Source organism: Microbacterium sp. H1-D42 (assembly GCF_022637555.1).
In the GTDB taxonomy this organism is placed as follows: Bacteria; Actinomycetota; Actinomycetes; order Actinomycetales; family Microbacteriaceae; genus Microbacterium.
In genome coordinates, this window is the sequence record NZ_CP093342.1 from 290,097 (window position 1) to 312,294 (window position 22,198).

Here is a 22,198-nt window from a genome sequence, read left to right on the forward strand (position 1 = left end):
TCACTTCACCGTCGCGGTGATCATCGGGTGATCCGACAGGTGCGACTCGACGACCTCGGCATCCGTGACGCTCATGCCCGAGAGCAGCAGATGATCGATCTGCGCTTTCTCGCTGGCGTCAGCGAAGGCATCTTCGGCGCCGGATGCCATCAGCGTGGCCCACGCGGCGGAACCACGCGTCGTATTGAGGTCACCGCCGGCGATGACCGGACTGTCCGCCGACGTGATGGCATCCGCGAACAGAGCGGCCTGCCGATCGGTGGCATCCGTCTCGTTGCCGTCGGGCTGCAGGTGCGTGGCGATGACGCTGACGTCCTTGCCGTCCCAGGTCACCGTGGCCGAGGTGTACGCAGCGCCGGTGAGCGCGTCGAACATCGGGTACTTCGTGGACGAGGCATCCGACATCGGCAGATCGGTGAGGATCGCATCGCCCCACACCGGGTCGGCGGCGGGGCCGAAGACCACGCGCATGTCCAGCATCCGAGCCAGGATCGACAGCTGATCCTGCCCGCCGTTGAGCAGCCACCCGCGATCGACCTCGCTGAGCAGCACCACGTGCGCTCCAGAGGAGCGGATCTGCTCGGCCACCGCGATCGGGTCGAACCGGCCATCGAGGCCGTAGCCCATCCGCACGTTGTAGGCCGTGACGCTGAGCTCGTCGTCAGCCGCGGCTGGGCGCGCGTCGACCGTGGGGACCGTCACGAACGGTGCGACCAGGGCGACGGCGGTCGCCGCCACCGCGCCCACCGCGACACCGGCGACGGCCCTGGCACCCGAATCGTCCATCCTGCGCTCGGCGGCCCGCTCGTCAGCATCCGACATCTCGCCCCCGGCGCGGTAGGCGAGCACCCACGCCGCCATCGCGACCGCCGCCACGACGATCACGAGGTCGGCCCGGTAGCCGAGGTCGTAGCCGGCGTAGTACGCGAAGAACAGCGCCGTCCAGATCACCGAGCCGATTCCCGCTCCCAGCGCCGACAGGCGAACCGAGTGCCCAGGGCCCGCGAACAGCAGCATCCGAGCGGCCGCCGCTGGGCCCACAGCGAACGCGATCAGCGCCCACGGGGTGAGCGACCCCTCGAATCCGGCGCGATCGACCTCGACCAGCAGTGACACGGCGAGCGACGCGACCAACAGCGCGGCGGCGATCCAGGGACGCTGCCGCGGCGACGGCAGCAGCGCGACGACGGCCGTCGCTCCCGTCCCGATCACGACCACTGACGGGCCCCATACGGTGTCGATCGTCGACGCGCGGCCGACATTGCCGAGTGCGAGCAGTACCAGCAGCAGCGTGGGCAGCAGCAGAACAGCCGTGCGCGGCGAGACCGGCTCCCGAGGGGCGTCGGATGCCCCTCGCACCGCGAACGCGAGAAGCACGGCCTGCACGATGAGGAGGCCGATGTCCCAGGCATCCGATCGCCACACTGCGCCGTACCCGCCCAGCATCGCATGCGTCGCCGTGCTCACGGCGACCCCGACGAACACGCTCGGAACCAGCGTGCGGCCGAGCGCCCCGGCGCACAGGCACAGCACAGCGACGACGAGGAGCACGCCGATCGAGCTGCCGTAGAGCTGCACGTCACCGCCGACCGGATTCATGCGGGTGACGATGCGCACGGCGAACGCGGCGATGAGCAGCCACGCCGCGAGCACAGGGGCCGGGCGCGACACGAACGCCACCACCACGAGCGGCGCTGCCATCACCGCCAGCGCGAACGCGCCCATGATCTCGGGCGGAGTCTCGGCGGCCTGCCCGAAGAGCGTGATGAGCGACGGCGTCCACAGCCGCCAGAAGTCGATGAGCAGCCACGCGGCGACGATGCCGACCAGGCTGAGAGAGAGCCTTCGCATCCCCCGAGTCTGGCCTGCCCCGCCGTAGGCGCCGCGCGCCGCGCCGCGTGCGCGAAGAGGGGATTGACAGAGCGGATGCCGGGTGTGAGTGTCAACGGGTCAGCAACGACCATCGATAGGGAGGTCATCATGACCGGCCGCATCATCATCGACATGTTCACCACGCTCGACGGCGTCGCCCAGGCGCCGGGCGGTCCGGAGGAGGACCCCAGCGACGGCTTCCCGTTCGGCGGCTGGCAGGCCCCGCTGCCCAGTGAGGCGGTCGGCCGCAGCGTCGACGAGGGCATGAAGACCCTTGACGCGCTGCTGCTCGGTCGTCGCACCTACGACATCTTCGCGGGGTACTGGCCGAACCACACGAGCGGGCCGGAGGGGTTCATCGGACAGCTCTTCGACCGGGTGCCGAAGTACGTCGCGTCGCGTGACGCCGACATCCGCCTGGACTGGCAGGGGAGCACCAGGGTGGGTGCGGACCTGGCGTCGGAGATCGCGGCACTGCGTGAGAAGCACAACGACGTGCACGTGATCGGCAGCATCGACTTCGTGCAGACGCTGCTCACCGAGAAGCTCTACGACGAGCTGCAGCTGTGGGTCTATCCGATCGTGCTCGGGCAGGGCAAGAAGGTGTTCCCCGAAGGGGCTGCGCCCGCGAACCTGCGGCTGCTGCATGCCGAGGCCGGCGACGGAGGCGCCCTGCTGCTGCGCTACGCGCCGCTCCCCGGCGAGGTGCAGACCGGCGTCATGGGCGACTGACGCCCGCCGCCGTCCGCTCGCCCAGCGGGATCGGGCGCGGGAGCGCAGGGAGCGGTCAGGTCAGGTCAGGTTGTGGCGGTGGGCCAGGACGACGGCCTGCACGCGGTCGCGCGCGCCGAGCTTCTGCAGCACCCGCGACACGTGCGTCTTGACCGTCGCCTCGCCGATGAACAGCGCGCCGGCGATCTCGGCGTTGCTGCGGGCATCGGCCATCAGCGTCAGCACTTCGCTCTCGCGCTCGGTGAGGGGCTCGCTCAGCACTCCAGCGGTCGAACCCGCGCGGGCGACAGCTGTCGGCGTCGCCGTGAGAGGCGCCGAGCTGGATGCTGCGAAGCGGGCCAGCACGCGGCGCGTGACCTCTGGCGCCAGCATCCCGTCGCCGGAGGCGAGAGCGCGCACGGCCGTGATCAGCTCTTCGGGGCCGGCGTTCTTGAGCAGGAATCCGCTCGCGCCGGCATCCAGGGCCTCGAACAGGTACTCGTCGCGGTCGAAGGTCGTCACGATCGCGACGGCGGATGCCAGGTCACTGTCCGCCACGATCAGGCGGGTCGCTTCGAGACCGTCCATGTCGGGCATCTGCACGTCCATCGTGATGACGTCGGGGCGCAGCCGCCGTGCGAGCTCCACACCCTCGGCCCCTGTGGCGGCCTCGCCGATCACCTCGATGTCGGGCTGCGTGCCGAGGATGGTGCGGAAGCCGGCGCGCAGCATCGCGTGGTCGTCGACGAGCAGAACGCGGATGGGAGTGTCAGGCATGTCGGCTTTCCGTCGAGGCGAGAGTCGAGTGGGGGGAGAGAGTTGCTCACGAGGCGGCGGTGAGGGGGATGCTGGCGCGTACCCGGAATCCGCCCTGCGGGCGCGGCAGCAGCTCGATCGACCCGCCGGATGCCAGTGCGCGCTCGCGCATGCCCAGCTGGCCGAGGCCGGGTCGGGGCGCCGCCGTGACCCGACCGGAGTTCACGATCTCGAGTTCGACAGCATCCGACTCGTACCGCACGCGCACGTCAGCCGTCGCGCCGACGCCGGCGTGACGGCGGGCGTTGGTCAGCGCCTCCTGAGCGATGCGGTACAGGTTCACGCCCACAGTGCTCGACACCGGCACGGGGGTTCCGATCACCGTGTAGTCGGTGGGCAGCCCGGCATCCCGCGACGACTGCGCGAGCAGCCCGATGTCGGCCAGGCCGAGCATCGTCGCAAACTCCTCGTCTTCGCCGCCCGGCGCCCGAAGAGTCTCGAGCAGTCGGCGGAAGTCGCCGATCGCCTCGCGCGAGGCCTCCTCGACACTGGTCATGATGGCTCTCGCGCGCTCGGGGTCCTGATCGACGACCAGGCGTGCGGCACCTGCCTGCACCCCCATCACCGACACATGGTGCGCGACGACGTCATGCAGCTCGCGCGCGATGCGCACCCGATCGAGCGCGACAGCCTGCGCAGCGGTCACCTCGCGCTCGCGCTCGAGCTCGTGAGTGCGCTGCTCCAGCGCGAAGCGCTGCTCGGCGGCGTGCCAGGAGCGCTCGCCGAAGTAGTACGCACCGCCGAAGTAGAGTCCGTTCAGCAGCAGCTGGATCATCATGAACGCCAGCACCGGCGAGAACGCCCCTGCTGCGACATCGGCATCGGCCGCACCGCTGATCGCCTCGCCGTACATCACGGCCAGCAGCCAGATGAACATGCCGACGATGATCCCGATGCGCACCCACATGGCCGCCCGCCGGTCGTTCATCCATGCGCCCACCGTGTACATCGCGATGAACATCGTGATCTGCACGACGTAGACCTCTGGCACCTTCAGCGACACGCTCGCGAAGAAGACGACGGCGATGAAGACCGCGACCGGTGCGGGCCAGCGCCGTCGCACGGCCAGCGGAGCGGCGACGCCGAGCACGACCAGCAGCGCAGACCACAGCGGCGCCTGGTCCTCGCCGTACATCTGCGCGATCGATGACAGGCCGGCGCTGATGACACCGCCCACGAGCATGACCGCCGCGAGCAATACGTCCTGTCGCAGGTCACGCGGCGTGGGGGTGCGCGTGAATGAAGCGGATGCGGGCATGCTCCTACCGTAGAGCGGAGCGACCCCCGCCCACATCCGTCGAGCGGGGGATGCGCCGCCGCGCCCGGCCTGCGCAGCCCGGTGCCTGACTCAGACGACGGTGCCTGAATCCGATGACGCGGGCTGATTCAGACGACCGCGAGCGCGTCGATCTCGACGAGCATCTCGGGATGCGGCAGCCCTACGAACACCGTCGTGCGGCACGGCAGCTCGCCGCTCGGCACGTGCTTGTGCACGAAGTCGCCGTAGGCCTCGTTCATGCCGGGGAAGAGGCTCTGCTCGGTGAGGTAGACGCGGAACATCAGCACGTCGGCGACCGAGGCTCCGCCGGCCTCGAGGATCGCCCGCACGTTCTCGAGCGTGCGCATCGTCTGTGCGTACACATCGCCCTCTGCGATGTAGGCGTTGGTCGCCGGATCCATCGGGCCCTGCCCCGAGACCTGAAGCATGTTGCCCTTGCGCAGTCCCTGTGAGAAGACGTGGGCCGGGGCGGGGGCGTCGTCGGTGCGGATGACGGTGGTTTCGGTCATTTCTCTCCGGAGTGGGGATCGGATGGAGGCCAGGCAGTTCAGGTGAAGTGCAGCCGGATCAGGTCGCGCACGCGCAGCTCGTCGTCCACCAGAGGCACGAGACCCCAGCGGTCGAGCGTCGTGCAGGGGTGCGAGATGCCCAACTCGACGAGATCGCCGACCCGAGGTGGGGCGCCGGCGCCGGCAGCATCCGCATCGAATTCGATGAACGCATGCTGGTCGGCGAGCTTGGCCACGCGCCCGACGAATCCGCGTGCGGCGGAGCCGTCGCGCCCGCGCACCCCGCGCACCCCGCGCACCGAAGGCAGGTCCTGATCGAAGCCGACATCGCGTCGCCCGCAGAGCGCGACAGCGAGGCCGGGCTCGGGGATGCTGAGCACCGGCGCCCACACGCGGATCGCCGACAGCAGGTCCGGTGCGCCGTCGCTGCCGCGTGCGCCAGGGGTGGTGCGCGCGTACAGCCCATCGTCGTGAGTGAGGTACGCGCCGCTGCGCAGCAGGATGCGCGCAGCCGGGATGCCGGCGGCGAGCAGCTCGTCGACCGCGACGTCGAAGTACGCGCTGCCGCCGAGGGAGATGATGCTGTCGGCGGGGAGCAGGCCTTCGGCTTCGAGGGTGGATGCCGACGCGGCGAGCTCGCGCACGAAGGCGTGCACCTTCTGCACCTTCTCGCCCTCGGTCTCGCCGCCGAGAGTGCCCTCGTAGGTCGCGAGGCCGATCACGCGGATGCCAGGGGCGTGCGCAGCTTGCGCGGCCAGTTCCCGAAGGGCGTCGAGTCCGCGCACGCCGGTGCGGCCGCCAGGATGTCCGACCTCGAGCAGCACGTCGATCGGGCGCGCCCCCGCTGCGGGTGGGGCGGATGTCGTCGCCGAGGCGGGTTCTGCGAGCAGCGCGAGCCCAGCGGCCGAGTCGGCGTACACCGGGCACACGAAGTGCGGATCGGCGGCGAGCTCGGCACGCAGCCACGCGATCGCACCGGGCTCGACGAGCTGGTTGGCCAGCAGCAGATGCTCGATCCCCGCCGCCCGGTACACCCGCAGCTGTGTCGGCGTTGCCGCCGTGATGCCCCAGGCTCCTGCATCCACCTGCCACTGCGCGAGCTTCGGCGACATCGCGGTCTTGCCGTGCGGGGCGAGCGCTACCCCGCGCGAGCGGACGTACGCCATCATGGCGTCGATGTTGTGCAGGATGGCACTCTCGCTCAGCGCGAGCTGGGGGAAGTCGCGATCAGAGGCGAACAGCGACGTGCCGGCGAGGTCGGTGGTGCCAGCGTCATCGAGCGCCGGGCCGAGACCCTTGGTGAGCGAGAGCGGAGACGATTCGATCATGATGACGGCCTTCCTGTGGTGACGGGCTCTTTCATCATGCACGGCTCGCCGCCGGCGAGGACAGGCCTTCCCGCGACGATCACGTCGGCGATCCCGTCGGCCAGCAGTGTGGGGGAGTCGTAGGTGGCGCGGTCGGCGAGACTGTGCGGGTCGACGAGGCAGAAATCTGCGATGGATGCCAGTCGCACGACACCACGATCGCCGAAGCCGAACCGGCGCGCGGCGCGCCACGACAGGTGCTCGGCGGCTTCAGACCAAGACCAGTCCTGCCAACCCAGGACGTGCCGCCGCAGCATCCGAGCGAAGCTCCCCCACGCGCGGGGGTGGGGATGGGTGCCGAGGAAGATGCCGTCTGAGCTGCCGAGGTGTGCAGGGTGATTCGCGATCGCGCGCACGTCGGCCTCGCCGTTCGCGGCGGGCTGGCGCACGATGACGCCGGCGCCGAGCCCCGTGTCGACGATGAGGTCGCACACAGCCCGACCGATCGAGCGTCCGGCGCGCTCGGCGACGGTCGTCAGCGTCAGGCCCTCGGCCCACGCCCAGTCCGGGTGATCGGCGACGCTGATGGTGAGGCGGGAGAGCAGCTCGGCGAGCGTGGGGAACCAGTCGCGATCGAGCTGTGCGCGGGTCGCGGGGTCCGCGAGTCGCGCGAGTGTCTGATCCGGGCCGTCCTGCTGCAGCTCGGCGGGGAGGGCGAGCATCGCGAGGATCGTGTTGCCGCGACGGTAGGGGTAGGAGTCGAAGGTGAGGTCGATGCCGTTGCCGAGCGCGGCATCCACGATCGGGAGCGCGAGTGCGGCGGGGGCGTGCAGGTGGGCGACATGCACCGCGGCGCCGGTCTCGCGGGCCAGCGCAATCAGCTCGCCGAGACCGCGCGGAGCATCAGCCTCGTAGCCGCGCACATGTGCGACGAGGGGCAGCCCGGTGTCGGCCGCGATCGTGGCGTAGCGGTGCAGCTCGGCGGCGTCGGCGAAGCTGCCCGGCACGTATTCGAGACCCAGTGAGATGCCGGTGGCGCCTTCGGCGATGGCCGTGCGGGTGATGTCCTCGGACTGATCGAGCTGCCGGGCGGTGAGCGGCGCGGCGGAGAAGCCGTTGATCGTGGTGCGCACAGTGCCCGCTGGCACGAGCATCCTGCACGTCAGGCGCGAGACGCGGGCGTAATGGGCGAGCAGCTGCGCGACGCTCAAGCCGCTCTCGTGACCGCTGGGAAGCGGGCCGTTGATGGCCGCAAAGTAGCGCTCGTTCAGAGCGGCGGAAGCTGGTGTCGTCGGTGCGAACGAGATGCCGTCCTGGCCGAGCACGACCCCGGTCACGCCCTGCCGCAGCAGTCCGTGCTCGCGATCATCTCGACCGAGGGCGCCTTCGCCGTGACTGTGCGCATCGATGAAGCCCGGCATCAGGATGCGACCGTCGGCCTCGATGACGTCGGAGCCCGTGGGGAGGTGCGCTGCGTCGATGTCGGGCGGGTGGATGCCGGCGACCTGGCCCTCCGCGATGAGCACGGTGCCGCGTTCGAGGTCAGTGCGCCCCGGGAGGGGGAAGCGCGCGTTCCGGATGGCGAGCGGCCGCTGTGCCGACGTGACCACGATCGCTCCCCAGTTTGTTAGATGCGTGAACTTACTGTGTCACATCTCGGCGGGGCATCGCAAACGCCCGAGCAATCGCGCTGCGGGGTCGATTGTGCAGGCTCGAGGACCCGGGCGGGGGGCACCCTCGACCTGGCACCGTGGCAGTTCGGCGCCGTCCGTAGGAAGGCGTCAGGCGCCCAGCACGCGCTCGATGACGATGGCGACGCCGTCGTCATCGTTAGATGGCGCGATCTCGTCGGCGGCATCGCGCACCGCGTCAACCGCGTTCGCCACGGCGACGCCGTGCCCGGCCCACTGCAGCATCTCGAGGTCGTTGAGGGCGTCGCCGAAGGCGAGCACCTCGCCGCGGTCGATGCCGAGCCGGGTGCAGACCTGCGCGAGTCCGGTGGCCTTGGTCACGCCCTCGGCCATCACCTCGACGAACGGCGCGCCCGAGAGGGTGGCTTCGAAACCTGTCAGCCCCAGCGACTGCAGTGCCGCGAAGATCTCGGGGATCGGCACGGATGAGTGCCTGATCACCAGCTTCAGGCTCGGGGCGCCCACGACCTCGGCCAGCGGCACACCGCCCATCGACTCGGGGTGTCGCTTGTGGTCGCTCAGATCGGCGATCGCCGCGTAGCCCTCCTGCGCGACGAATCCCTCGCCGGCATCGCGGACACTCGCGAACAGCAGATCGGGGATGACGGTCTGCAGCGCGTCGGCGAGTTCCTGCTGCACTGTCGACGGGATCTGCTCGGCGAACAGGTGCTCGCCGGTCGTGAGGTGCACGCCGTAGGCGCCGTTTCCGCACAGTGCCCAGTCGGCGAAGCCGGCCTGCTCGGCTATGGGCCGAAGGCCGATCGGCTGGCGCGCGGTGACAGGGACGGTCGCGATTCCGGCTTCCCGTGCCGCATCGAACGCTGCGCGCGTGCGCGCTGAGACGCGGCCGGCGCTGTCGAGGATCGTGCCGTCGAGATCTGTGGCGATGAGACGGATGCCCGTTGGCCCGTCCGCTGCGCCCGACTCGCTCACGCGAAGATCATCGGCATGTCGTCGTCATCGTCCTCGCCGCCGAGGTCGAGTTCGACGACCACCGGCACGTGGTCACTCGGCTGCTCGCCCTTGCGCTCCTCGCGATGGATGGACGCCCCCGACACAGCATCTGCGAAGGGCTGCGATCCGAGGATGAAGTCGATGCGCACGCCCTCGTTGCGGGGGAACTTCAGCCGCTGGTAGTCCCAGTACGTGAACCCCTCGGGGATCAGCGGGCGCACCACATCGGTGAGCCCGGCCGATTCGAGTGCAAAGAATGCTGCGCGCTCTTCAGGGGAGACGTGCGTCGAGCGGCCCTCGACGATGTCGGGGTCGCCGTTGTCCAAGGCGTACGGAATGATGTTGAAATCGCCGACCAGGGCGAGCGGGCGGCTCGGGTTGGCGGCGATCTCGGCCGCGGTGGCCGTGCGCAGCGCCTCGAGCCAGTGCAGCTTGTAGTCCAGGTGGGGGTCGCCGAGGGCCCGGCCGTTGGGCACGTAAAGGCTCCACACCCGCACGCCGCCCACGGTCACGCCGAGCGCGCGGGCTTCCAGCGGGGCGTCGGGACCCTCATGACCCTTCGCGAAGCCGGGCATCCCGTCGAACGACGTCGACACCTCAGTGATCGGCTCGCGGCTGGCGATCGCCACGCCGTTCCACTGATTCAGGCCATGCACCTCGACGTGGTACCCGGCCTCTTCGAACGGCGCATAGGGGAACTGCTCCGGCTTGCACTTGATTTCCTGGAAGGCGAGCACGTCGATGTCCTCGCGCACGGCGAAGTCGACGGCACGCCCGACGCGGGTGCGGATCGAGTTGATGTTCCAGGTGGCCAGACGCATGCATCCAGCCTAGGCGGGGGAGGGGACACCGGCCGTCCGGCAGCTCACCCCTGCCGGTGGAAGATCGCCGCCGCTTCGGTGCGGTTGGCTGCGCCGACCTTCGTGAGGATCGCCGACACGTGCACGGAGGCGGTTTTCGGTGAGATGAACAGGCGCTGTCCGATCTCGGGGTTGGTCAGCCCCTCGGCGACCAGTTCCAGAACCTGGCGCTCTCGGGCGGTCAACTGGGGCAGGCCGCCGGTGTCGGCATCCGCGAGCCCGGCGCGGGCGGCGAGTTCGCGCGCCCAGCGGGCGACGACGTCGATGCCGTGCGCGGGGGCGCCGTCGCCGATCATCTCCAACAGGGCCGACGCCTCGTCGCGTTCGCCGGCATCCAGCAGCGCCTCGGCGAGGCGGTAGCGCGCGTACCAGAGCTGGCGCACCGGGACGAAGCCGTCGGCGGCGAGGTCGGATGCTGCCCGCCAGGCATCCACGGTCTCCGACGGCGTCCCGGCTGTGCCGCGCGCGGTCTCCGCGGCGACGAGGGCTGCAATGGCCGGGCTCGCCTCATCGGCGCCGTGCCGGTCGAGCACGTCGGCGATCATGGCGCGGACCGGCTCCAGCGCCTCGGCATCCATCCCGGCGTGCATGGCATCGGCGAGCGCCCGCGCGGCCCCGACGACGTGCGGGCGGGAGATGCCGGGCTCCAGCTTCGCCCGCACGATGTCGAGCGCTCCCTCGAATGCCTTCTCGGCCGTGCGGGTGCGCTCGCCGGCATCCCGTGCGATCTCGGCGAGGTTCAGCAGTCGCTCCAGGGTGCAGGTGCCCCAGCCTGCGAGCTCCTCGCCGTCTTCGGCGGTGAGCGCGTCGATCTCGGTACGGAGCTGTTCGAAGCGCTGCCGTGCGAGCTCGGCCCTGTCAGACCAGATGTCAGCGAGACCCAGCAAGCGCCAGCCGTACGACACCATGATCTGAAGGCCGACGATGCCGTCGAGTCCGCGTTCCGCCGTGCGCCGTCCGTCCTCAGCCCGTCCCAGGCAGAACAGCGCCTCGGCATGATTGAGCTCGACGAAGTGCAGTCCGTCGATGTCACGCGGCAGGCCCCGCACGTTCTGCACGGTGGTCTCGTCGGCCTCGGCGTACCGACCCAGGCGCACGAGCACGTCCTGCTCGGAGATGAACAGCACCAGCTCCGTCCGGTTGGTCGGCGCATGAACGAGGTGAGCGCGGAGCCTGTCGAGCGCCCCATGGAGGCTGCCCGCAAGGCAGAGCAGCACGGCCGCGGCGTCGACCACCCGGGACTGCAGGATCGGGTCGTCCATACGCAGGGTGAGGGAGATCGCCTCGTCGGTGAGGCGCTGCAGCTCGGGGAAGTCGTCGCGCCGCAGCGATAATGCGGCTCCGCGCACCCGCGAGAGCAGGCATTCTGCCAGCAGCTCATGCTGGGACGGATCGTCGCGGTCGAGCAGTTCGAGCGCCTCGATGATGCTGTCGCGCGATGCGGCCGCATCACCGAGGATCGACAGGGCGTACGAGGCGATGTTCAGCAGCGCTGCCCTATCCGTGCGGTGCTCGGGAGGCGTCTCGAGCAGCCCCGAGCGGGCGATGCGCAGTGCGCGCCGGGGGTCGTCCAGACCGTCCTCGGCGGTCCGCGCGCAGAACCGCGACCGCGACATGCCGACCCGATCGGCGGCATCCGGGATCTGCGCCCACATCTCCAGCATCCGCTCGCCGATCTGCGACGCCACCATCTCGGGGGCGGTGTCGGTCGCGAATCCACGGGCGACGATGAGCGCGTCGAATGCGCGCACGCTGTCGCGCGCCTGCGCCCAGTGCTCAGCCACCTCTGCGGCCAGTTCGCGGTGCCCCTCGACGAGCCGGACGTCGAGCACGCCGGCGAAGCGGGCGTGCAGCCCGGAGCGGATGCTGGGCAGCACGTCATCGTGCACGGCCTCCTGCAGCAGCGCGTGACGGAAGCCGTATCCGGTGGAATCGGTCACCAGGATGTTCGCGGCCAGCGCCTCGCGCAGCCCGCCGTGCAGACGGTCGCGTTCGATCCAGCCCTGTGCGGCCTCGTCGAGCAGGTCGCTGTCGATGTGCACACCGCCGACGGCCAGCAGGTCGACGGCATCGCGGGCGCCGGTGCTGAGGGATTCGACTCTGGCGAGCAGCAGATCGCGCAGTGTCTCCGGCAGACGATCCTCGTGCAGAGCGACGAGCTCCTCGATAAAGAAGGGCAGACCGTCGCTGCGTTCGACGATGCGCTGGACGGCGGTGGCATCGAGCTCGGGGGCGAGCATGCGGGTCAGCGCCGCCGCGTCGTCTTGGGCGAGGCGCTCGAGGTCGATGAAGGTGACGGCGCGGTTGCGCTCGAGGTCGGCGAGCACGCCGCGCAGCGGATGCCCGCGCCCCACGTCGTCCGTGCGATAGGTCATCACGAGGGTGAGATGCTCACCGCGAAGCGTGAACGAGAGAGTCTTCAGCAGCGCGAGGGTGGCCGTATCCGACCAGTGCAGATCCTCGATGAGCAGGACCAGATGTCGGTCGTGACTGACGGTGTCGAGCAGTGCGCCGAGCGCGTCGGAGACGGTGTCGGCGTCGGATGCTGTGGCGCCGGATGCTGCGGGTGCGGCGATCTCGGGAAGGAGCCCGCGCAGCGCCAGACGGGCGCTCGGTGTGGCGGCGCTGAGGAGCTCGTCGCCGAGTCGGGAATGCAGGTCGCGGAGCAGCCGGCGGATCGGGGTGTACGGGCTGCCGATCTCGCCCATGTCGACGCACTGGCCGGTCGCGAAGACGGCTTCGGCGTCGAGGATCGTCAACTCGCGGTGGAACTCCTGCAGCAGGCGGGTCTTGCCGATGCCGGCCTCGCCGCGGACGATCACGATCTGCGGCGTGCCCTCGCGGCCGGCGTCGAAGGCCTGTCGGAGGGTGGATGCTGCCTCATCGCGGACGATGAGGACTGTCGACGGTGACATGGCCATGGCCCATGGTGACATGGCCGGCTCGGCCGGGCCAGAGGTCACGCGTGACGGACCGCGCGCTGCGTGGCGGTGTGCCGGCGAGCGGCGGGCCGCGCGAACAGGGCGGTGATGCGCCTGGCGGCGCTGGGGCGGTCGACGGTCAGCGTGCCGCGCTCCAGGGCGATGCGACGGCGCTCGAGTTGACGGTTGATGTCTGCGGTGCGCTGCGCGTCGATCATCGATGCGACGTAGAGGCCTGACTGGATCATGATGTTCTCCTTGTTCGGTCCCGCGTGCTGCGGGAGGTCGATGAGAACGACGATCCTCTCTGAGGGGTGGGTGCCGAATCGGGCGAGTGCCTTATCTTCGGGCACGCGAAATGTCTTAGGGGGCGGATTCCACAGCATCCGCCCCCTAAGACCGGCCTACTCGCCGTCAGCGCTGGGCGGGGTCGCCGGTGCCGATCAGGATGCCGCGGGCCAGCGTGTGGAAGTGCCGATTGAAGCCCAGCACGCCCGGCGTCGCTCCGACCTCGAGGTCGAGATGGTCGACGTCAAGCGCGTCGACCACGAAGAAGTAGCGGTGCACGCCAGTGCCGGCAGGCGGTGCGGCGCCGATGTAGCGCTCCAGACGCGCTTCGTTCGGCAGCACCCTGCTGCCTGCGGGCAGGCTCTTCGCCGTGCCGTCGCCGCTGGGCAATGAGCGGGTGCTCTCCGGCAGGTTGTACGCGGCCCAGTGCCAGAAACCAGAGCCGGTCGGGGCATCAGGGTCGAAGCACGAGATGGCGAAGCTGAGTGTGCCGGCCGGTGGCTGCGACCACTGCAGGGTCGGATGACGGTCTTCACCTGCCCGCTCTGTCGACCATGCGAATCCCGGCAGCGGACCGCCCGGCTCGAAGTCGGGGCTGGTCAGCTCGAGCGGCGCGACGGGGCGCAGCACGGCGAGGGCGGCATACGGATCGTACGAGAACATGTGGAGCCTCCTGCCTTCACGGTAGGCCAGCACCGGGCATCCGATGCGGGAACCCACGCCGAATACACTGGATGCCGTGACGAATCTCGCCGAAGACCGCAAGGCCCTGCTCGACCTGATCACCGCGGAGGCCGTGTTCCACGGCGACTTCACGCTGTCCAGCGGAAAGCAGGCGACGTACTACGTCGACATGCGCAAGCTCACGCTCGATCACCGGGCGGCTCCCGCCATCGGGCGCATCATGCTCGACCTGATCAAGGAGCATGACGTCTCCGCCGTCGGCGGGCTCACGCTCGGCGCCGACCCGATCGCGAACTCGGTGATGCACGCCTCGGTCGGCACGGACCGCCCGCTGGACGCGTTCGTCGTGCGCAAGGAGCCCAAGGATCACGGCCGCGGCCGTCAGGTTGAGGGTGCCGACATCGCCGGCAAGCGCGTCGTCGTGCTGGAGGACACCTCCACCACCGGCCAGTCGGCTCTGAAGGCCGTCGAGGTGCTGCGCCGTGAGGGTGCTGAGGTCGTCGCCGTTGCCGTGATCGTCGACCGCAAGACCGGTGCGCAGGCGGCGATCGAGGCCGAAGGCCTGCAGTGGCTGGCCGCATTCGACCTGGATGACCTGGGGCTCGCCCCGCAGTAACCTCGCGCTGGGCGCTTTTCGCGTGTTCGCCGGGCGGAGGCCAACCGCTACGGCCGGCGACCCTCCGCCGCGTCGGCGACCAGTTTCGCGATGCGGTTGGCGCGCGTCTCGGGGCGCTTGGCGATCGCGATCTGAGTGAGGCCGAGCTTCTTCGCGGACTTCGGGAACCCGTCCCAGGCTGCCCTGGCGGCTGGCGCCGCGTCGAGGGCAGTTGTCAGATCGTCGGGTTCGATGCCGGCCTCGGGACCGTCGAGCACCGTCCACGATCCGTCGGCCTTGGCGGCCTCGATCACGCGGATGCCGGCGGCGGCGAGCAGCCCCGCAGCCTCGAGCTCTATCAGGCGTGCCTTGTTCGTCGCCGCCCAACCACTGCCGCGGCGGCGCGGCGAGAACCACTGCCCGACGCTGCCGTCGTCGAAGGTGCGCACCGGCCCGTCGATCCACCCGAAGCAGAGCGCCTGCCGCACGGCGTCCTCGTACCCGATCCCGTCCGACGCGGCCCGCCGCACATGCAGCAGCCATACCCCGGTTGCCGTCTCGTGGTTGTCGGTCATCCAGGCTCGCCAGTCGGCAGCATCCGCCGCTGTCACCCGCTCGCCGTCGTCGAGAGCTCCCATGCGGTCAGCCTAGATCCTCACCCGCTGCTGCTTCCGGGCGCCACGTTCTGGACTTGGCAACGTTTTCATGGAACCCTGCCTCGTATGGGGAAGAAGAGCGGCGCGGACGCGGCGGGGCGGCCGACGATGAAGGACGTCGCGGCGCGCGCCGACGTCGGGCTCTCGACGGTGTCGCGAGTGGTCTCGGGCAAGGGCGGCGTCAGCCGTGCGAAGCGTCAGGCCGTCGAGAAGGCCGTCGCAGCCCTCGGCTACAGCCGCAACGACTTCGCGCACACCCTGCGCACGGGATCTGCGCGCACGATCGGCGTCGTCGTCACGCGCATCTCCGACCCGTTCTACGCCGAGATCATCGAGGCCGTCGAGTCGCGCGCGCAGGAGCGTGAGCTGCTGGTGCTCGTCGCCTCAGCGGGCGATGACTCCGACGAGAGCGAGCAGGTGATCAAGCGGATGCTGAATCGCCGGCTCGACGGCTTCATCGTCGTCGCTCCGGAAGAGGCCGACATGTCGTTCCTCGACGCGGAGCGCGCGGTCGGCACCCCGATCGTGTTCATCGACCGGCCGCCACGCGGGCTGCACGCCGACGTCGTGCTGGTCGACAACGAGCGCGGTTCCACCGATGCCGTGCGCCACCTGGCACGGGCGGGGCACCGCAGCATCGCCTGCATCGCACACGTCTCGGGCCGCTACACGTCCGAGCGCCGTCAGTCGGGCTTCCGCAAAGGGGTGCGCGATTGCGGCCTCGCCGATCGCGCCGAGCTCATCGTCGCCGTCGACGATGAGGTGGATGCCTGTGTCGAAGCGCTGCGCGAACTGTTCTCACTGCCCGATCCGCCGACCGCGCTGTTCACCACCAACAGTCGCACCACCAAGGCCGTGCTCGGCGCGCTGCGGCTGATGCACGCGCAGCCCGCACTCGTCGGCTTCGACGACTTCCCGCTCGCCGAGCTGCTCAACCCGCCGGTGACGACGATCGCTCAGGATCCGTGGACGATGGGAGAGGCTGCAGCCGACCTGCTGTTCGATCGGATCGCCGGCCTGCCAGGACCGGAGCGACACATCATGCTCGGCACCCGACTGATCACCCGCGGGTCGGGAGAGCAGTCGCCGAGCGGGACCTGAACGGCCGTTACGCGGTTGTGATTGCGGGCCTGTTGATTTTGGCAACGTTTTCAGTTTTCATGGCAACAGGTCCGCGGATCTCCGCGGAACACAGTTCCAATGGAGGATCACATGCGCAAAGCACTTGCAGCAGTCGCAGGTCTTGCCGTTGCGGGTCTGGTGCTTGCCGGGTGCTCCGGCAACGCCGACAGCGGCGACTCGGGCGGCTCGAACGACGCCAGCGAAGTCGAGGTGTTCACCTGGTGGGCGGCAGGTTCTGAGAAGGCCGGTCTGGATGCCCTCGTCAAGGTGTTCAACGAGCAGTACCCCGACACGAAGTTCGTCAACGCGGCCGTCGCCGGCGGCGCCGGCTCGAACGCCAAGAACGCGCTCGCATCGCGCCTGAAGGCCAACAACCCGCCGGACTCGTTCCAGGCGCACGCCGGTGCCGAGCTCACCGACTACATCGAGGCCGACAAGCTCGAGGACCTCAGCGGGTTCTACAAGGACAACGGCCTGAACGACGCCTTCCCCTCGACGCTTCTCGACCGCCTCACCGTCGACGGCAAGATCTACTCGGTGCCGAGCAACATCCACCGCGCGAACGTCGTCTGGCTGAACACGTCTCTGCTGACCGACGCCGGCATCGACCCGACCAAGGCGCCAGCAGACATCGACGCCTGGCTCGCCGACATGAAGACGCTCAAGGCGAACGGCGTCGAGACCCCGCTGTCGGTCGCCACCGACTGGACCCAGGTGCAGCTGTTCGAGAACGTGCTGCTCTCGGTGCTCGGCGCCGACGGCTACTCCGGACTGTGGGACGGCAAGACGAAGTTCGACGACGCCAAGGTCACCACCGCGATCGACAAGTACACCGAGCTGCTCACCTACGCGAACACCGACGGCACCGGTCAGGACTGGCCCGTCGCGACCGACATGGTGATCGACGGCACGGCCGCCTACAACGTCATGGGCGACTGGGCGCTGGCCGAGTTCGACGCCAAGGGCAAGGTCTACGGCACGGACTACACCACGTGGCCGACCCCCGGCACCGATGGCATGTTCGACTTCCTCGCCGACTCGTTCACGCTTCCGGTCGGTGCACCGCACGCCGGTGGCGCGAAGAACTGGCTGAAGACGATCAGTTCGGCCGACGGCCAGAAGGCGTTCAACCTCGCCAAGGGCTCGATCCCGGCGCGCACCGACGCCGACCCGGCCGACTACCCGGAGTACCAGCAGGGTGCGATGGCCTCGTTCGCGAAGGACACCGTGGTCAGCTCGCTGGCACACGGCGCCGCCGTGAAGGTCTCGTGGCTGAACGACATCACCTCGGCCATCGGACAGTTCGTCTCGACCAAGGATGGCGCGACGCTGCAGGACGCGCTGGTTCAGGCGCAGACCAAGGCGCTCGGCGAGTAGCATCCGAACCACCTGCGGGGCGGCGTGAATGCGCCGCCCCGCACACACGCTCGCGTCAAGGAGGACACCGATGCGCAAAGGCATCCGCAACTGGGGGCCCCCGCTGCTGCTGATCTCGCCGACGATCGTGCTGCTGGGCATCTTCGTCTACGCGCTCATCGGCGTGAACTTCTCCACCGCCATGACGAAGGACTCGGCGCTGAGCGCCTCGGAATTCGTCGGGCTGCAGAACTTCGTCGATCTGCTGACCGAGCCGCGCTTCCTGCACTCGCTCGCCAACCTCGGCATCTTCACCCTGGTGTTCATGACCGGCACGATGCTGTTCGGCTTCCTGTGGGCGTGGATGCTCGACAAGGGCGTGACCGCAGAAGGCGCGTTCCGCTCGATCTACCTCTTCCCCATGGCCGTCTCGTTCGTGGCATCCGGAGTCGTGTGGCGCTGGCTGCTCAGCTCGGCGACCGGCGATCGCGCCTCCGGTCTGAACCGCCTGCTCGACTCGATCGGCCTCGGCGCCCTGCAGAACGACTGGTACAACCAGCCGCTCTGGGGCATGGCGGCCATGGCGATGCCTGCCATCTGGCAGCTCGCCGGCTACGTGATGGCGCTGTTCCTCGCCGGCTTCCGCGGAATCCCCGAAGAACTGCGCGAGGCCGCCCGCATGGACGGTGCCAGCGAATGGAAGCTGTACCGGCACGTGGTCTTCCCGCAGCTGCACCCCGTGGCGCTGTCGGCCCTCGTGATCGTCGCGCACATGTCGCTGAAGGTGTTCGACCTGATCATGGCGATCACCGGGCCGGTCTACGTCACCGAGGTGCCGGCCACCTACATGTGGATCGCACTGACCGGCGGCGAGTACGGCAAGGCATCCGCCATCGCCACCGTGCTGCTGCTGCTGGTGTGCATCTTCATCATCCCGTACCTGATCTCCACAGCCCGCGCCGAGAGGAAGGTGCGCAGATGAGCGTCACAACCGGCATCGAGCGCCGCACCACCCCCGCCGCGCGCATCCCCACCGCGCACAAGGGCAGGGCCCGCATCGGACGCACCGCAAAGTACGTGCTGCTGGTGCTCTTCGTCGTCATCGTGCTGATGCCGGTGTACGTGCTGGTGGTGACGAGTCTGAAGCCGCCGTCGGACGTCAGCGCGGTCAGCTCGTGGGCGCTGCCCTCGCTGTGGCCGTGGCAGGCGGATGCCGATGGCGCGACCGGCTTCGGCAACTGGTCCGACGCGTGGAGCACTCTCGCAGCTCCCATCGGCCGCACGTTCCTGCTGGCGATCCCGGCGGCGCTGATCTCGGCGATGCTCGGCTCGATGAACGGGTTCGTGCTCTCGCGCTGGAAGTTCCCGTACGCGAACGTCGTGTTCACGCTGATCCTGTTCGGCATGTTCATCCCGTACCAGGCCATCATGGTGCCGCTGGTGCAGATGAAGACCTCGCTCGGCATGCCGAGCAACATCGTCACGCTGCTGATCGTGCACATCATCTACGGTCTGCCGATCTGCACGCTGATCTTCCGCAACTACTACGAGGGCGTGCCTGAAGAGCTGATGGAGGCCTCGCGCGTCGACGGCGCCGGCATGCTCGCCTCGTACTGGCGGATCATCCTGCCGCTGTCGCTGCCCGGGTTCGTCGTGACGATCATCTGGCAGTTCACCTCGGCGTGGAACGACTACCTGTTCGCACTGTTCCTCTCGGATGCCAACCAGGGGCCGGTGTCGCTGTCTCTGGTGAACCTGTCGCAGGGCGCCCAGCTGTCGAACTACGGTGCGTCGATGGCGGGTGCGCTGATCGCGTCGCTGCCGACGCTGCTGGTCTACATCATCCTCGGCAAGTACTTCATCGGCGGTCTGATGAGCGGATCGGTCAAGTCGTAGGGAAAAGATAGGTAGTTCTCCCGATGCCGTCGCGGGCGACGCCGAGAAGAGTGGATGCCATGACACTGGCATCCACGACCGACGCTCTGCGCGCCATTCCAGGACTGCACTTCCCAGACGAGCCCGGTTACGACGAGCACCGGCAGGCCTGGAATCTGCTCGCCGATCAGCATCCACTCGCGATCGCCGTTCCCGACACCATCGATGACGCTGTGCGGGTGGTCCGCGCTGTCACGGACGCCGGCCTTCGGATCGCGCCGCAGGCCAGCGGGCACGGGGCGGCGGCGATCGACGGCGACGCGCTGCGCGATGCGGTGCTGCTGCGGCTGCACCGACTGACCGGGGTCGAGGTCGACGCCGAGAACCGCAGTGCGCGCGTGCTGGGCGGCACCCTCTGGAACGAGGTCATCGCCGCGGCAGCGCCGCACGGACTCACGGCGCTGCACGGCAGCGCCGGAGATGTCTCGGTGACCGGATACATCCTCGGCGCCGGCATCTCCTTCTATGGACGCACGCACGGACTCGCCACGCACCGGATGAGCGCCGTCGAACTGATCACCGCCACGGGCGAGGTCGTACGGGCGACCGCCGACGAGCACAGTGACCTGTTCTGGGCGCTGCGCGGGGGTGGCGGGAACTTCGGCGCGGTCGTCGCCGTCGAGATCGACCTGCTGCCGATCCCCGACGTGCAGGCGGGGTTCCTGCTGTGGGACATCGTGGCGGCATCCGACGTCATCCCCGCCTGGCGGGACTGGACTCGCGGGCTCGACAGGGCGGCGACCACGGCGCTGCGCCTGTTCCGCTTCCCGCCGCTGCCCGAGCTGCCGCCGTTCCTCTCCGGACGCTCGCTCGTCATCATCGACGGGGCGATCCTCGGCGACGACGCGCTCGCCGCCGAGCTGCTCGAACCGCTGCGCGCGCTGCGCCCCGAGATGGACACGTTCGCGCGGATCCCAGCGCAGGCGCTGCTCGAGGTGCACATGGATCCGCCGATGCCGTCGGCCGCGGTCACGGATCACCTCATGTTCGGCGATCTCACCGACGCTGCCGTCACCGCGCTGCTCGATGCGGCGGGACCCGGCGCGGAAGCGGCGCCGATGGTCGTCGAACTGCGGCACCTCGGTGGCGCACTCGGGGACGCGCAGGATTCCGCCGTGCGCTGCTTCGACGGGGAGTACGCGCTGGTCGCCGTGCAGGTGGTTCCGGTGCCCGAATTCGCCCCGCAGGCGGTCAGACTGGTCGACGAAGTGGTCGAGACGCTGCGGCCGTGGGCAGACTGCGCGCCCTACCTGAACTTCGTCGATGTGCCGGTGGGCGCAGAGGTCGGCTTCGACGCCGAGACCATCGAGCGGCTGCGCCGAGTGCGCGAGATGTACGACCCGAACCGGGTGTGGGTGGCCGCGCACGCGCTGCCGGACCCGGCTGTCGCCGTGTGACGGCCGGGTCAGCCGCGCGGGCCTCGGGGGCGATCGTCGTCGTCCCAGGGGCCCTCGTACCACTCGCCGCGATTGTCCCTCTTGTCGCGGCGCAGCAGGCGGAACGAGAACAGGCCGAGTCCGGCCAGCCCGGTGCTGATCAGCACCAGGAACAGCAAGTCGTCCTGAGTCATGGGTTCAGCCTACGTCCCGCGGCTATGCGCTGAGCGGGATTCTCAGGCGCTGAGCCAGACGGCATCTCCGGCGCCGTCCGGCAGGGGGTGTCGGATGCCATCGAGCACGATCCCGTCGGCATCCGCCAGCGCAGGCGCCCCGACGGTCACGCCGATGCCCTCCAGCTGCTGCAGCAGTTCAGGATCGCGATCGCTGACCCGCAGCACGCGGCCGCTGTGCCCCTGCGCGGCGTCGGCGAGCAGCACGAACGGCTCGCGCACGACGTTGCCGTCGGCATCGGGAATCGCATCGCCGTGCGGGTCGAATCGCGGACGCCCGAGGCGCTGGTCGATGGCATCCAGCATCCGATCGCTGATGGTGTGCTCGAGAACCTCGGCCTCGTCGTGCACCTCATGCCAGGCGTAGTCGAACTCGCGCACCAGCCACGTCTCGATCAGTCGGTGGCGACGCAGCATCTGCAGCGCGCGCTCGCGCCCGGCATCCGTCAGCTTCACCGCGCCGTACGGCACGTGCGAGACGAGACCTGCGGCCGCGAGCTTCTTGACCATCTCGGTGACGCTCGACGGCGCGATGCCGAGAGCGGCGGCGAGCTGCGACGGGGTGATCGGCGCGTCCTGCCACTCGGTGTGCGAGTAGACGGTCTTGAGATAGTCGTCGAACGCGGGGGATGCCACGGATCAGCCTCCCAGCGAGACCAGCACCTTGAAGGCCGCGTTCCCCGCGAAGAACAGGATCGCGAATCCGCCCAGCGCCGCCAGCAGCGACAGGCGGCCGTCGTAATCGGTGACGCCACGGGTGCCGATCGCCCGAGCGCGGAATGCGAAGAACAGCGTCATCGCTCCGAGCGCGAGCTGCACCCATGGTCCGCCGACGGGCAGCAGATACGGCCAGATGACCAGGACGCCGCCCAGGAGGCCGCTGAGCAGGGCGAACCAGGTGCTCAGACGCATCGCCCGCACGGTTGCGGGGTCGTCGTGGGCAGGCTTGTCGGCGCGAGCGGAGGGCATGGGTAGAGCCTACCCGCGCCGTCTAGAGCGCCCCTCACCGTTCAGGTCGCAATGGTTGCCGCCA

At 69.4% G+C, this 22,198-nt stretch carries 22 protein-coding genes; 7 read left to right on the forward strand and 15 right to left on the reverse strand.

All coding sequences use genetic code 11. The annotated features are described in order from the left end of the window. Nucleotides 1–1,851: an endonuclease/exonuclease/phosphatase family protein gene (locus MNR00_RS01355; protein ID WP_241927379.1), complete on the reverse strand. Its 1,851-nt coding sequence runs from the start codon at nucleotides 1,849–1,851 to the stop codon at nucleotides 1–3. Between the two features lie 129 nt (nucleotides 1,852–1,980). Here MNR00_RS01355 and MNR00_RS01360 point away from each other — a divergent pair, with 129 nt between their 5' ends. Further along, nucleotides 1,981–2,604, forward strand: a complete 624-nt coding sequence (locus MNR00_RS01360) for a dihydrofolate reductase family protein (RefSeq protein WP_241927380.1) — start codon at nucleotides 1,981–1,983, stop codon at nucleotides 2,602–2,604. A 60-nt stretch (nucleotides 2,605–2,664) separates the two neighbouring features. Here MNR00_RS01360 and MNR00_RS01365 read toward each other — a convergent pair whose 3' ends face one another. From MNR00_RS01365 to MNR00_RS01410, 10 genes are all read right to left on the reverse strand, one after another. Continuing rightward, nucleotides 2,665–3,360 (reverse strand): response regulator transcription factor, encoded by a 696-nt coding sequence (locus MNR00_RS01365; RefSeq protein WP_241927381.1) that lies wholly within the window; start codon nucleotides 3,358–3,360, stop codon nucleotides 2,665–2,667. A gap of 46 nt (nucleotides 3,361–3,406) precedes the next feature. Then, entirely contained in the window at nucleotides 3,407–4,657 is a 1,251-nt protein-coding gene (locus MNR00_RS01370) for a sensor histidine kinase (protein WP_241927382.1), read from the reverse strand. Nucleotides 4,658–4,785: 128 nt separating this feature from the next. Further along, nucleotides 4,786–5,187: a RidA family protein gene (locus tag MNR00_RS01375; RefSeq protein ID WP_241927383.1), complete on the reverse strand. Its 402-nt coding sequence runs from the start codon at nucleotides 5,185–5,187 to the stop codon at nucleotides 4,786–4,788. Nucleotides 5,188–5,225: 38 nt separating this feature from the next. After that, nucleotides 5,226–6,515 (reverse strand): alanine racemase, encoded by a 1,290-nt coding sequence (locus MNR00_RS01380; protein ID WP_241927384.1) that lies wholly within the window; start codon nucleotides 6,513–6,515, stop codon nucleotides 5,226–5,228. After that, complete coding sequence (locus tag MNR00_RS01385) at nucleotides 6,512–8,104, reverse strand: amidohydrolase family protein (RefSeq protein ID WP_241927385.1); 1,593 nt, start codon at nucleotides 8,102–8,104, stop codon at nucleotides 6,512–6,514. Before MNR00_RS01385 ends, MNR00_RS01380 begins: the two co-directional genes overlap by 4 nt. A gap of 171 nt (nucleotides 8,105–8,275) precedes the next feature. Next, nucleotides 8,276–9,118, reverse strand: a complete 843-nt coding sequence (locus tag MNR00_RS01390) for an HAD family hydrolase (RefSeq protein ID WP_241927386.1) — start codon at nucleotides 9,116–9,118, stop codon at nucleotides 8,276–8,278. Next, nucleotides 9,115–9,960 carry an exodeoxyribonuclease III gene (locus tag MNR00_RS01395; protein ID WP_241927387.1) on the reverse strand — a complete coding sequence of 282 codons (846 nt, stop codon included), beginning with the start codon at nucleotides 9,958–9,960 and terminating at the stop codon, nucleotides 9,115–9,117. The genes MNR00_RS01390 and MNR00_RS01395 overlap by 4 nt, the downstream gene beginning before the upstream one ends. 44 nt (nucleotides 9,961–10,004) lie before the next feature. Continuing rightward, a complete protein-coding gene (locus tag MNR00_RS01400) occupies nucleotides 10,005–12,914 on the reverse strand; it encodes a helix-turn-helix transcriptional regulator (protein WP_241927388.1) in 2,910 nt (969 codons plus the stop codon). Nucleotides 12,915–12,958: 44 nt separating this feature from the next. Next, the gene (locus MNR00_RS01405) at nucleotides 12,959–13,273 is read right to left on the reverse strand and encodes a hypothetical protein (protein WP_241927389.1); all 315 of its coding nucleotides are present in this window, start codon (nucleotides 13,271–13,273) and stop codon (nucleotides 12,959–12,961) included. A 61-nt stretch (nucleotides 13,274–13,334) separates the two neighbouring features. Then, on the reverse strand, nucleotides 13,335–13,871 hold the full coding sequence (locus MNR00_RS01410) for a YbhB/YbcL family Raf kinase inhibitor-like protein (protein ID WP_241927390.1): 537 nt from the start codon (nucleotides 13,869–13,871) through the stop codon (nucleotides 13,335–13,337). Between the two features lie 43 nt (nucleotides 13,872–13,914). Here MNR00_RS01410 and pyrE point away from each other — a divergent pair, with 43 nt between their 5' ends. Further along, a complete protein-coding gene (gene pyrE / locus MNR00_RS01415; protein ID WP_241927391.1) occupies nucleotides 13,915–14,508 on the forward strand; it encodes an orotate phosphoribosyltransferase in 594 nt (197 codons plus the stop codon). 47 nt (nucleotides 14,509–14,555) lie between these two features. On the opposite strand, the gene MNR00_RS01420 is transcribed toward pyrE, so the two are convergent. Continuing rightward, on the reverse strand, nucleotides 14,556–15,125 hold the full coding sequence (locus MNR00_RS01420; protein ID WP_241927392.1) for a YdeI/OmpD-associated family protein: 570 nt from the start codon (nucleotides 15,123–15,125) through the stop codon (nucleotides 14,556–14,558). 84 nt (nucleotides 15,126–15,209) lie between these two features. Here MNR00_RS01420 and MNR00_RS01425 point away from each other — a divergent pair, with 84 nt between their 5' ends. From MNR00_RS01425 to MNR00_RS01445, 5 genes are all read left to right on the forward strand, one after another. Continuing rightward, nucleotides 15,210–16,244: a LacI family DNA-binding transcriptional regulator gene (locus tag MNR00_RS01425; RefSeq protein ID WP_241927393.1), complete on the forward strand. Its 1,035-nt coding sequence runs from the start codon at nucleotides 15,210–15,212 to the stop codon at nucleotides 16,242–16,244. A gap of 111 nt (nucleotides 16,245–16,355) precedes the next feature. Next, on the forward strand, nucleotides 16,356–17,642 hold the full coding sequence (locus tag MNR00_RS01430; RefSeq protein WP_241927394.1) for an extracellular solute-binding protein: 1,287 nt from the start codon (nucleotides 16,356–16,358) through the stop codon (nucleotides 17,640–17,642). Between the two features lie 70 nt (nucleotides 17,643–17,712). Continuing rightward, nucleotides 17,713–18,603: a sugar ABC transporter permease gene (locus MNR00_RS01435; protein WP_241927395.1), complete on the forward strand. Its 891-nt coding sequence runs from the start codon at nucleotides 17,713–17,715 to the stop codon at nucleotides 18,601–18,603. Continuing rightward, nucleotides 18,600–19,517, forward strand: coding sequence for a carbohydrate ABC transporter permease (locus MNR00_RS01440; RefSeq protein ID WP_241927396.1), 918 nt, complete (start codon nucleotides 18,600–18,602; stop codon nucleotides 19,515–19,517). The genes MNR00_RS01435 and MNR00_RS01440 overlap by 4 nt, the downstream gene beginning before the upstream one ends. Nucleotides 19,518–19,576: 59 nt before the next feature. Beyond that, on the forward strand, nucleotides 19,577–20,953 hold the full coding sequence (locus MNR00_RS01445; RefSeq protein ID WP_241927397.1) for an FAD-binding oxidoreductase: 1,377 nt from the start codon (nucleotides 19,577–19,579) through the stop codon (nucleotides 20,951–20,953). A gap of 8 nt (nucleotides 20,954–20,961) precedes the next feature. On the opposite strand, the gene MNR00_RS01450 is transcribed toward MNR00_RS01445, so the two are convergent. The 3 genes from MNR00_RS01450 to MNR00_RS01460 are packed head-to-tail and all read right to left on the reverse strand — an operon-like array spanning nucleotide 20,962 to nucleotide 22,134. Next, a complete protein-coding gene (locus MNR00_RS01450; protein WP_241927398.1) occupies nucleotides 20,962–21,126 on the reverse strand; it encodes a hypothetical protein in 165 nt (54 codons plus the stop codon). A gap of 42 nt (nucleotides 21,127–21,168) precedes the next feature. After that, nucleotides 21,169–21,801, reverse strand: coding sequence for a metal-dependent transcriptional regulator (locus tag MNR00_RS01455; protein ID WP_241927399.1), 633 nt, complete (start codon nucleotides 21,799–21,801; stop codon nucleotides 21,169–21,171). Nucleotides 21,802–21,804: 3 nt separating this feature from the next. Next, the gene (locus tag MNR00_RS01460) at nucleotides 21,805–22,134 is read right to left on the reverse strand and encodes a hypothetical protein (RefSeq protein ID WP_241927400.1); all 330 of its coding nucleotides are present in this window, start codon (nucleotides 22,132–22,134) and stop codon (nucleotides 21,805–21,807) included. Between the last annotated feature and the right edge of the window lie 64 nt (nucleotides 22,135–22,198).

Bases quoted from the DNA above. Each gene is read 5' to 3' on its own strand.
- MNR00_RS01460 (WP_241927400.1), bottom strand. From the start codon at position 22,134: ATGCCCTCCGCTCGCGCCGACAAGCCTGCCCACGACGACCCCGCAACC.
- MNR00_RS01355 (WP_241927379.1), bottom strand. From the start codon at position 1,851: ATGCGAAGGCTCTCTCTCAGCCTGGTCGGCATCGTCGCCGCGTGGCTG.
- MNR00_RS01430 (WP_241927394.1), top strand. From the start codon at position 16,356: ATGCGCAAAGCACTTGCAGCAGTCGCAGGTCTTGCCGTTGCGGGTCTG.
- MNR00_RS01435 (WP_241927395.1), top strand. From the start codon at position 17,713: ATGCGCAAAGGCATCCGCAACTGGGGGCCCCCGCTGCTGCTGATCTCG.
- MNR00_RS01370 (WP_241927382.1), bottom strand. From the start codon at position 4,657: ATGCCCGCATCCGCTTCATTCACGCGCACCCCCACGCCGCGTGACCTG.
- MNR00_RS01380 (WP_241927384.1), bottom strand. From the start codon at position 6,515: ATGATCGAATCGTCTCCGCTCTCGCTCACCAAGGGTCTCGGCCCGGCG.
- MNR00_RS01360 (WP_241927380.1), top strand. From the start codon at position 1,981: ATGACCGGCCGCATCATCATCGACATGTTCACCACGCTCGACGGCGTC.
- MNR00_RS01420 (WP_241927392.1), bottom strand. From the start codon at position 15,125: ATGGGAGCTCTCGACGACGGCGAGCGGGTGACAGCGGCGGATGCTGCC.
- MNR00_RS01410 (WP_241927390.1), bottom strand. From the start codon at position 13,871: ATGTTCTCGTACGATCCGTATGCCGCCCTCGCCGTGCTGCGCCCCGTC.
- MNR00_RS01400 (WP_241927388.1), bottom strand. From the start codon at position 12,914: ATGTCACCGTCGACAGTCCTCATCGTCCGCGATGAGGCAGCATCCACC.
- MNR00_RS01395 (WP_241927387.1), bottom strand. From the start codon at position 9,960: ATGCGTCTGGCCACCTGGAACATCAACTCGATCCGCACCCGCGTCGGG.
- MNR00_RS01425 (WP_241927393.1), top strand. From the start codon at position 15,210: ATGGGGAAGAAGAGCGGCGCGGACGCGGCGGGGCGGCCGACGATGAAG.
- MNR00_RS01450 (WP_241927398.1), bottom strand. From the start codon at position 21,126: ATGACTCAGGACGACTTGCTGTTCCTGGTGCTGATCAGCACCGGGCTG.
- pyrE (WP_241927391.1), top strand. From the start codon at position 13,915: ATGCGGGAACCCACGCCGAATACACTGGATGCCGTGACGAATCTCGCC.
- MNR00_RS01375 (WP_241927383.1), bottom strand. From the start codon at position 5,187: ATGACCGAAACCACCGTCATCCGCACCGACGACGCCCCCGCCCCGGCC.
- MNR00_RS01365 (WP_241927381.1), bottom strand. From the start codon at position 3,360: ATGCCTGACACTCCCATCCGCGTTCTGCTCGTCGACGACCACGCGATG.
- MNR00_RS01445 (WP_241927397.1), top strand. From the start codon at position 19,577: ATGACACTGGCATCCACGACCGACGCTCTGCGCGCCATTCCAGGACTG.
- MNR00_RS01440 (WP_241927396.1), top strand. From the start codon at position 18,600: ATGAGCGTCACAACCGGCATCGAGCGCCGCACCACCCCCGCCGCGCGC.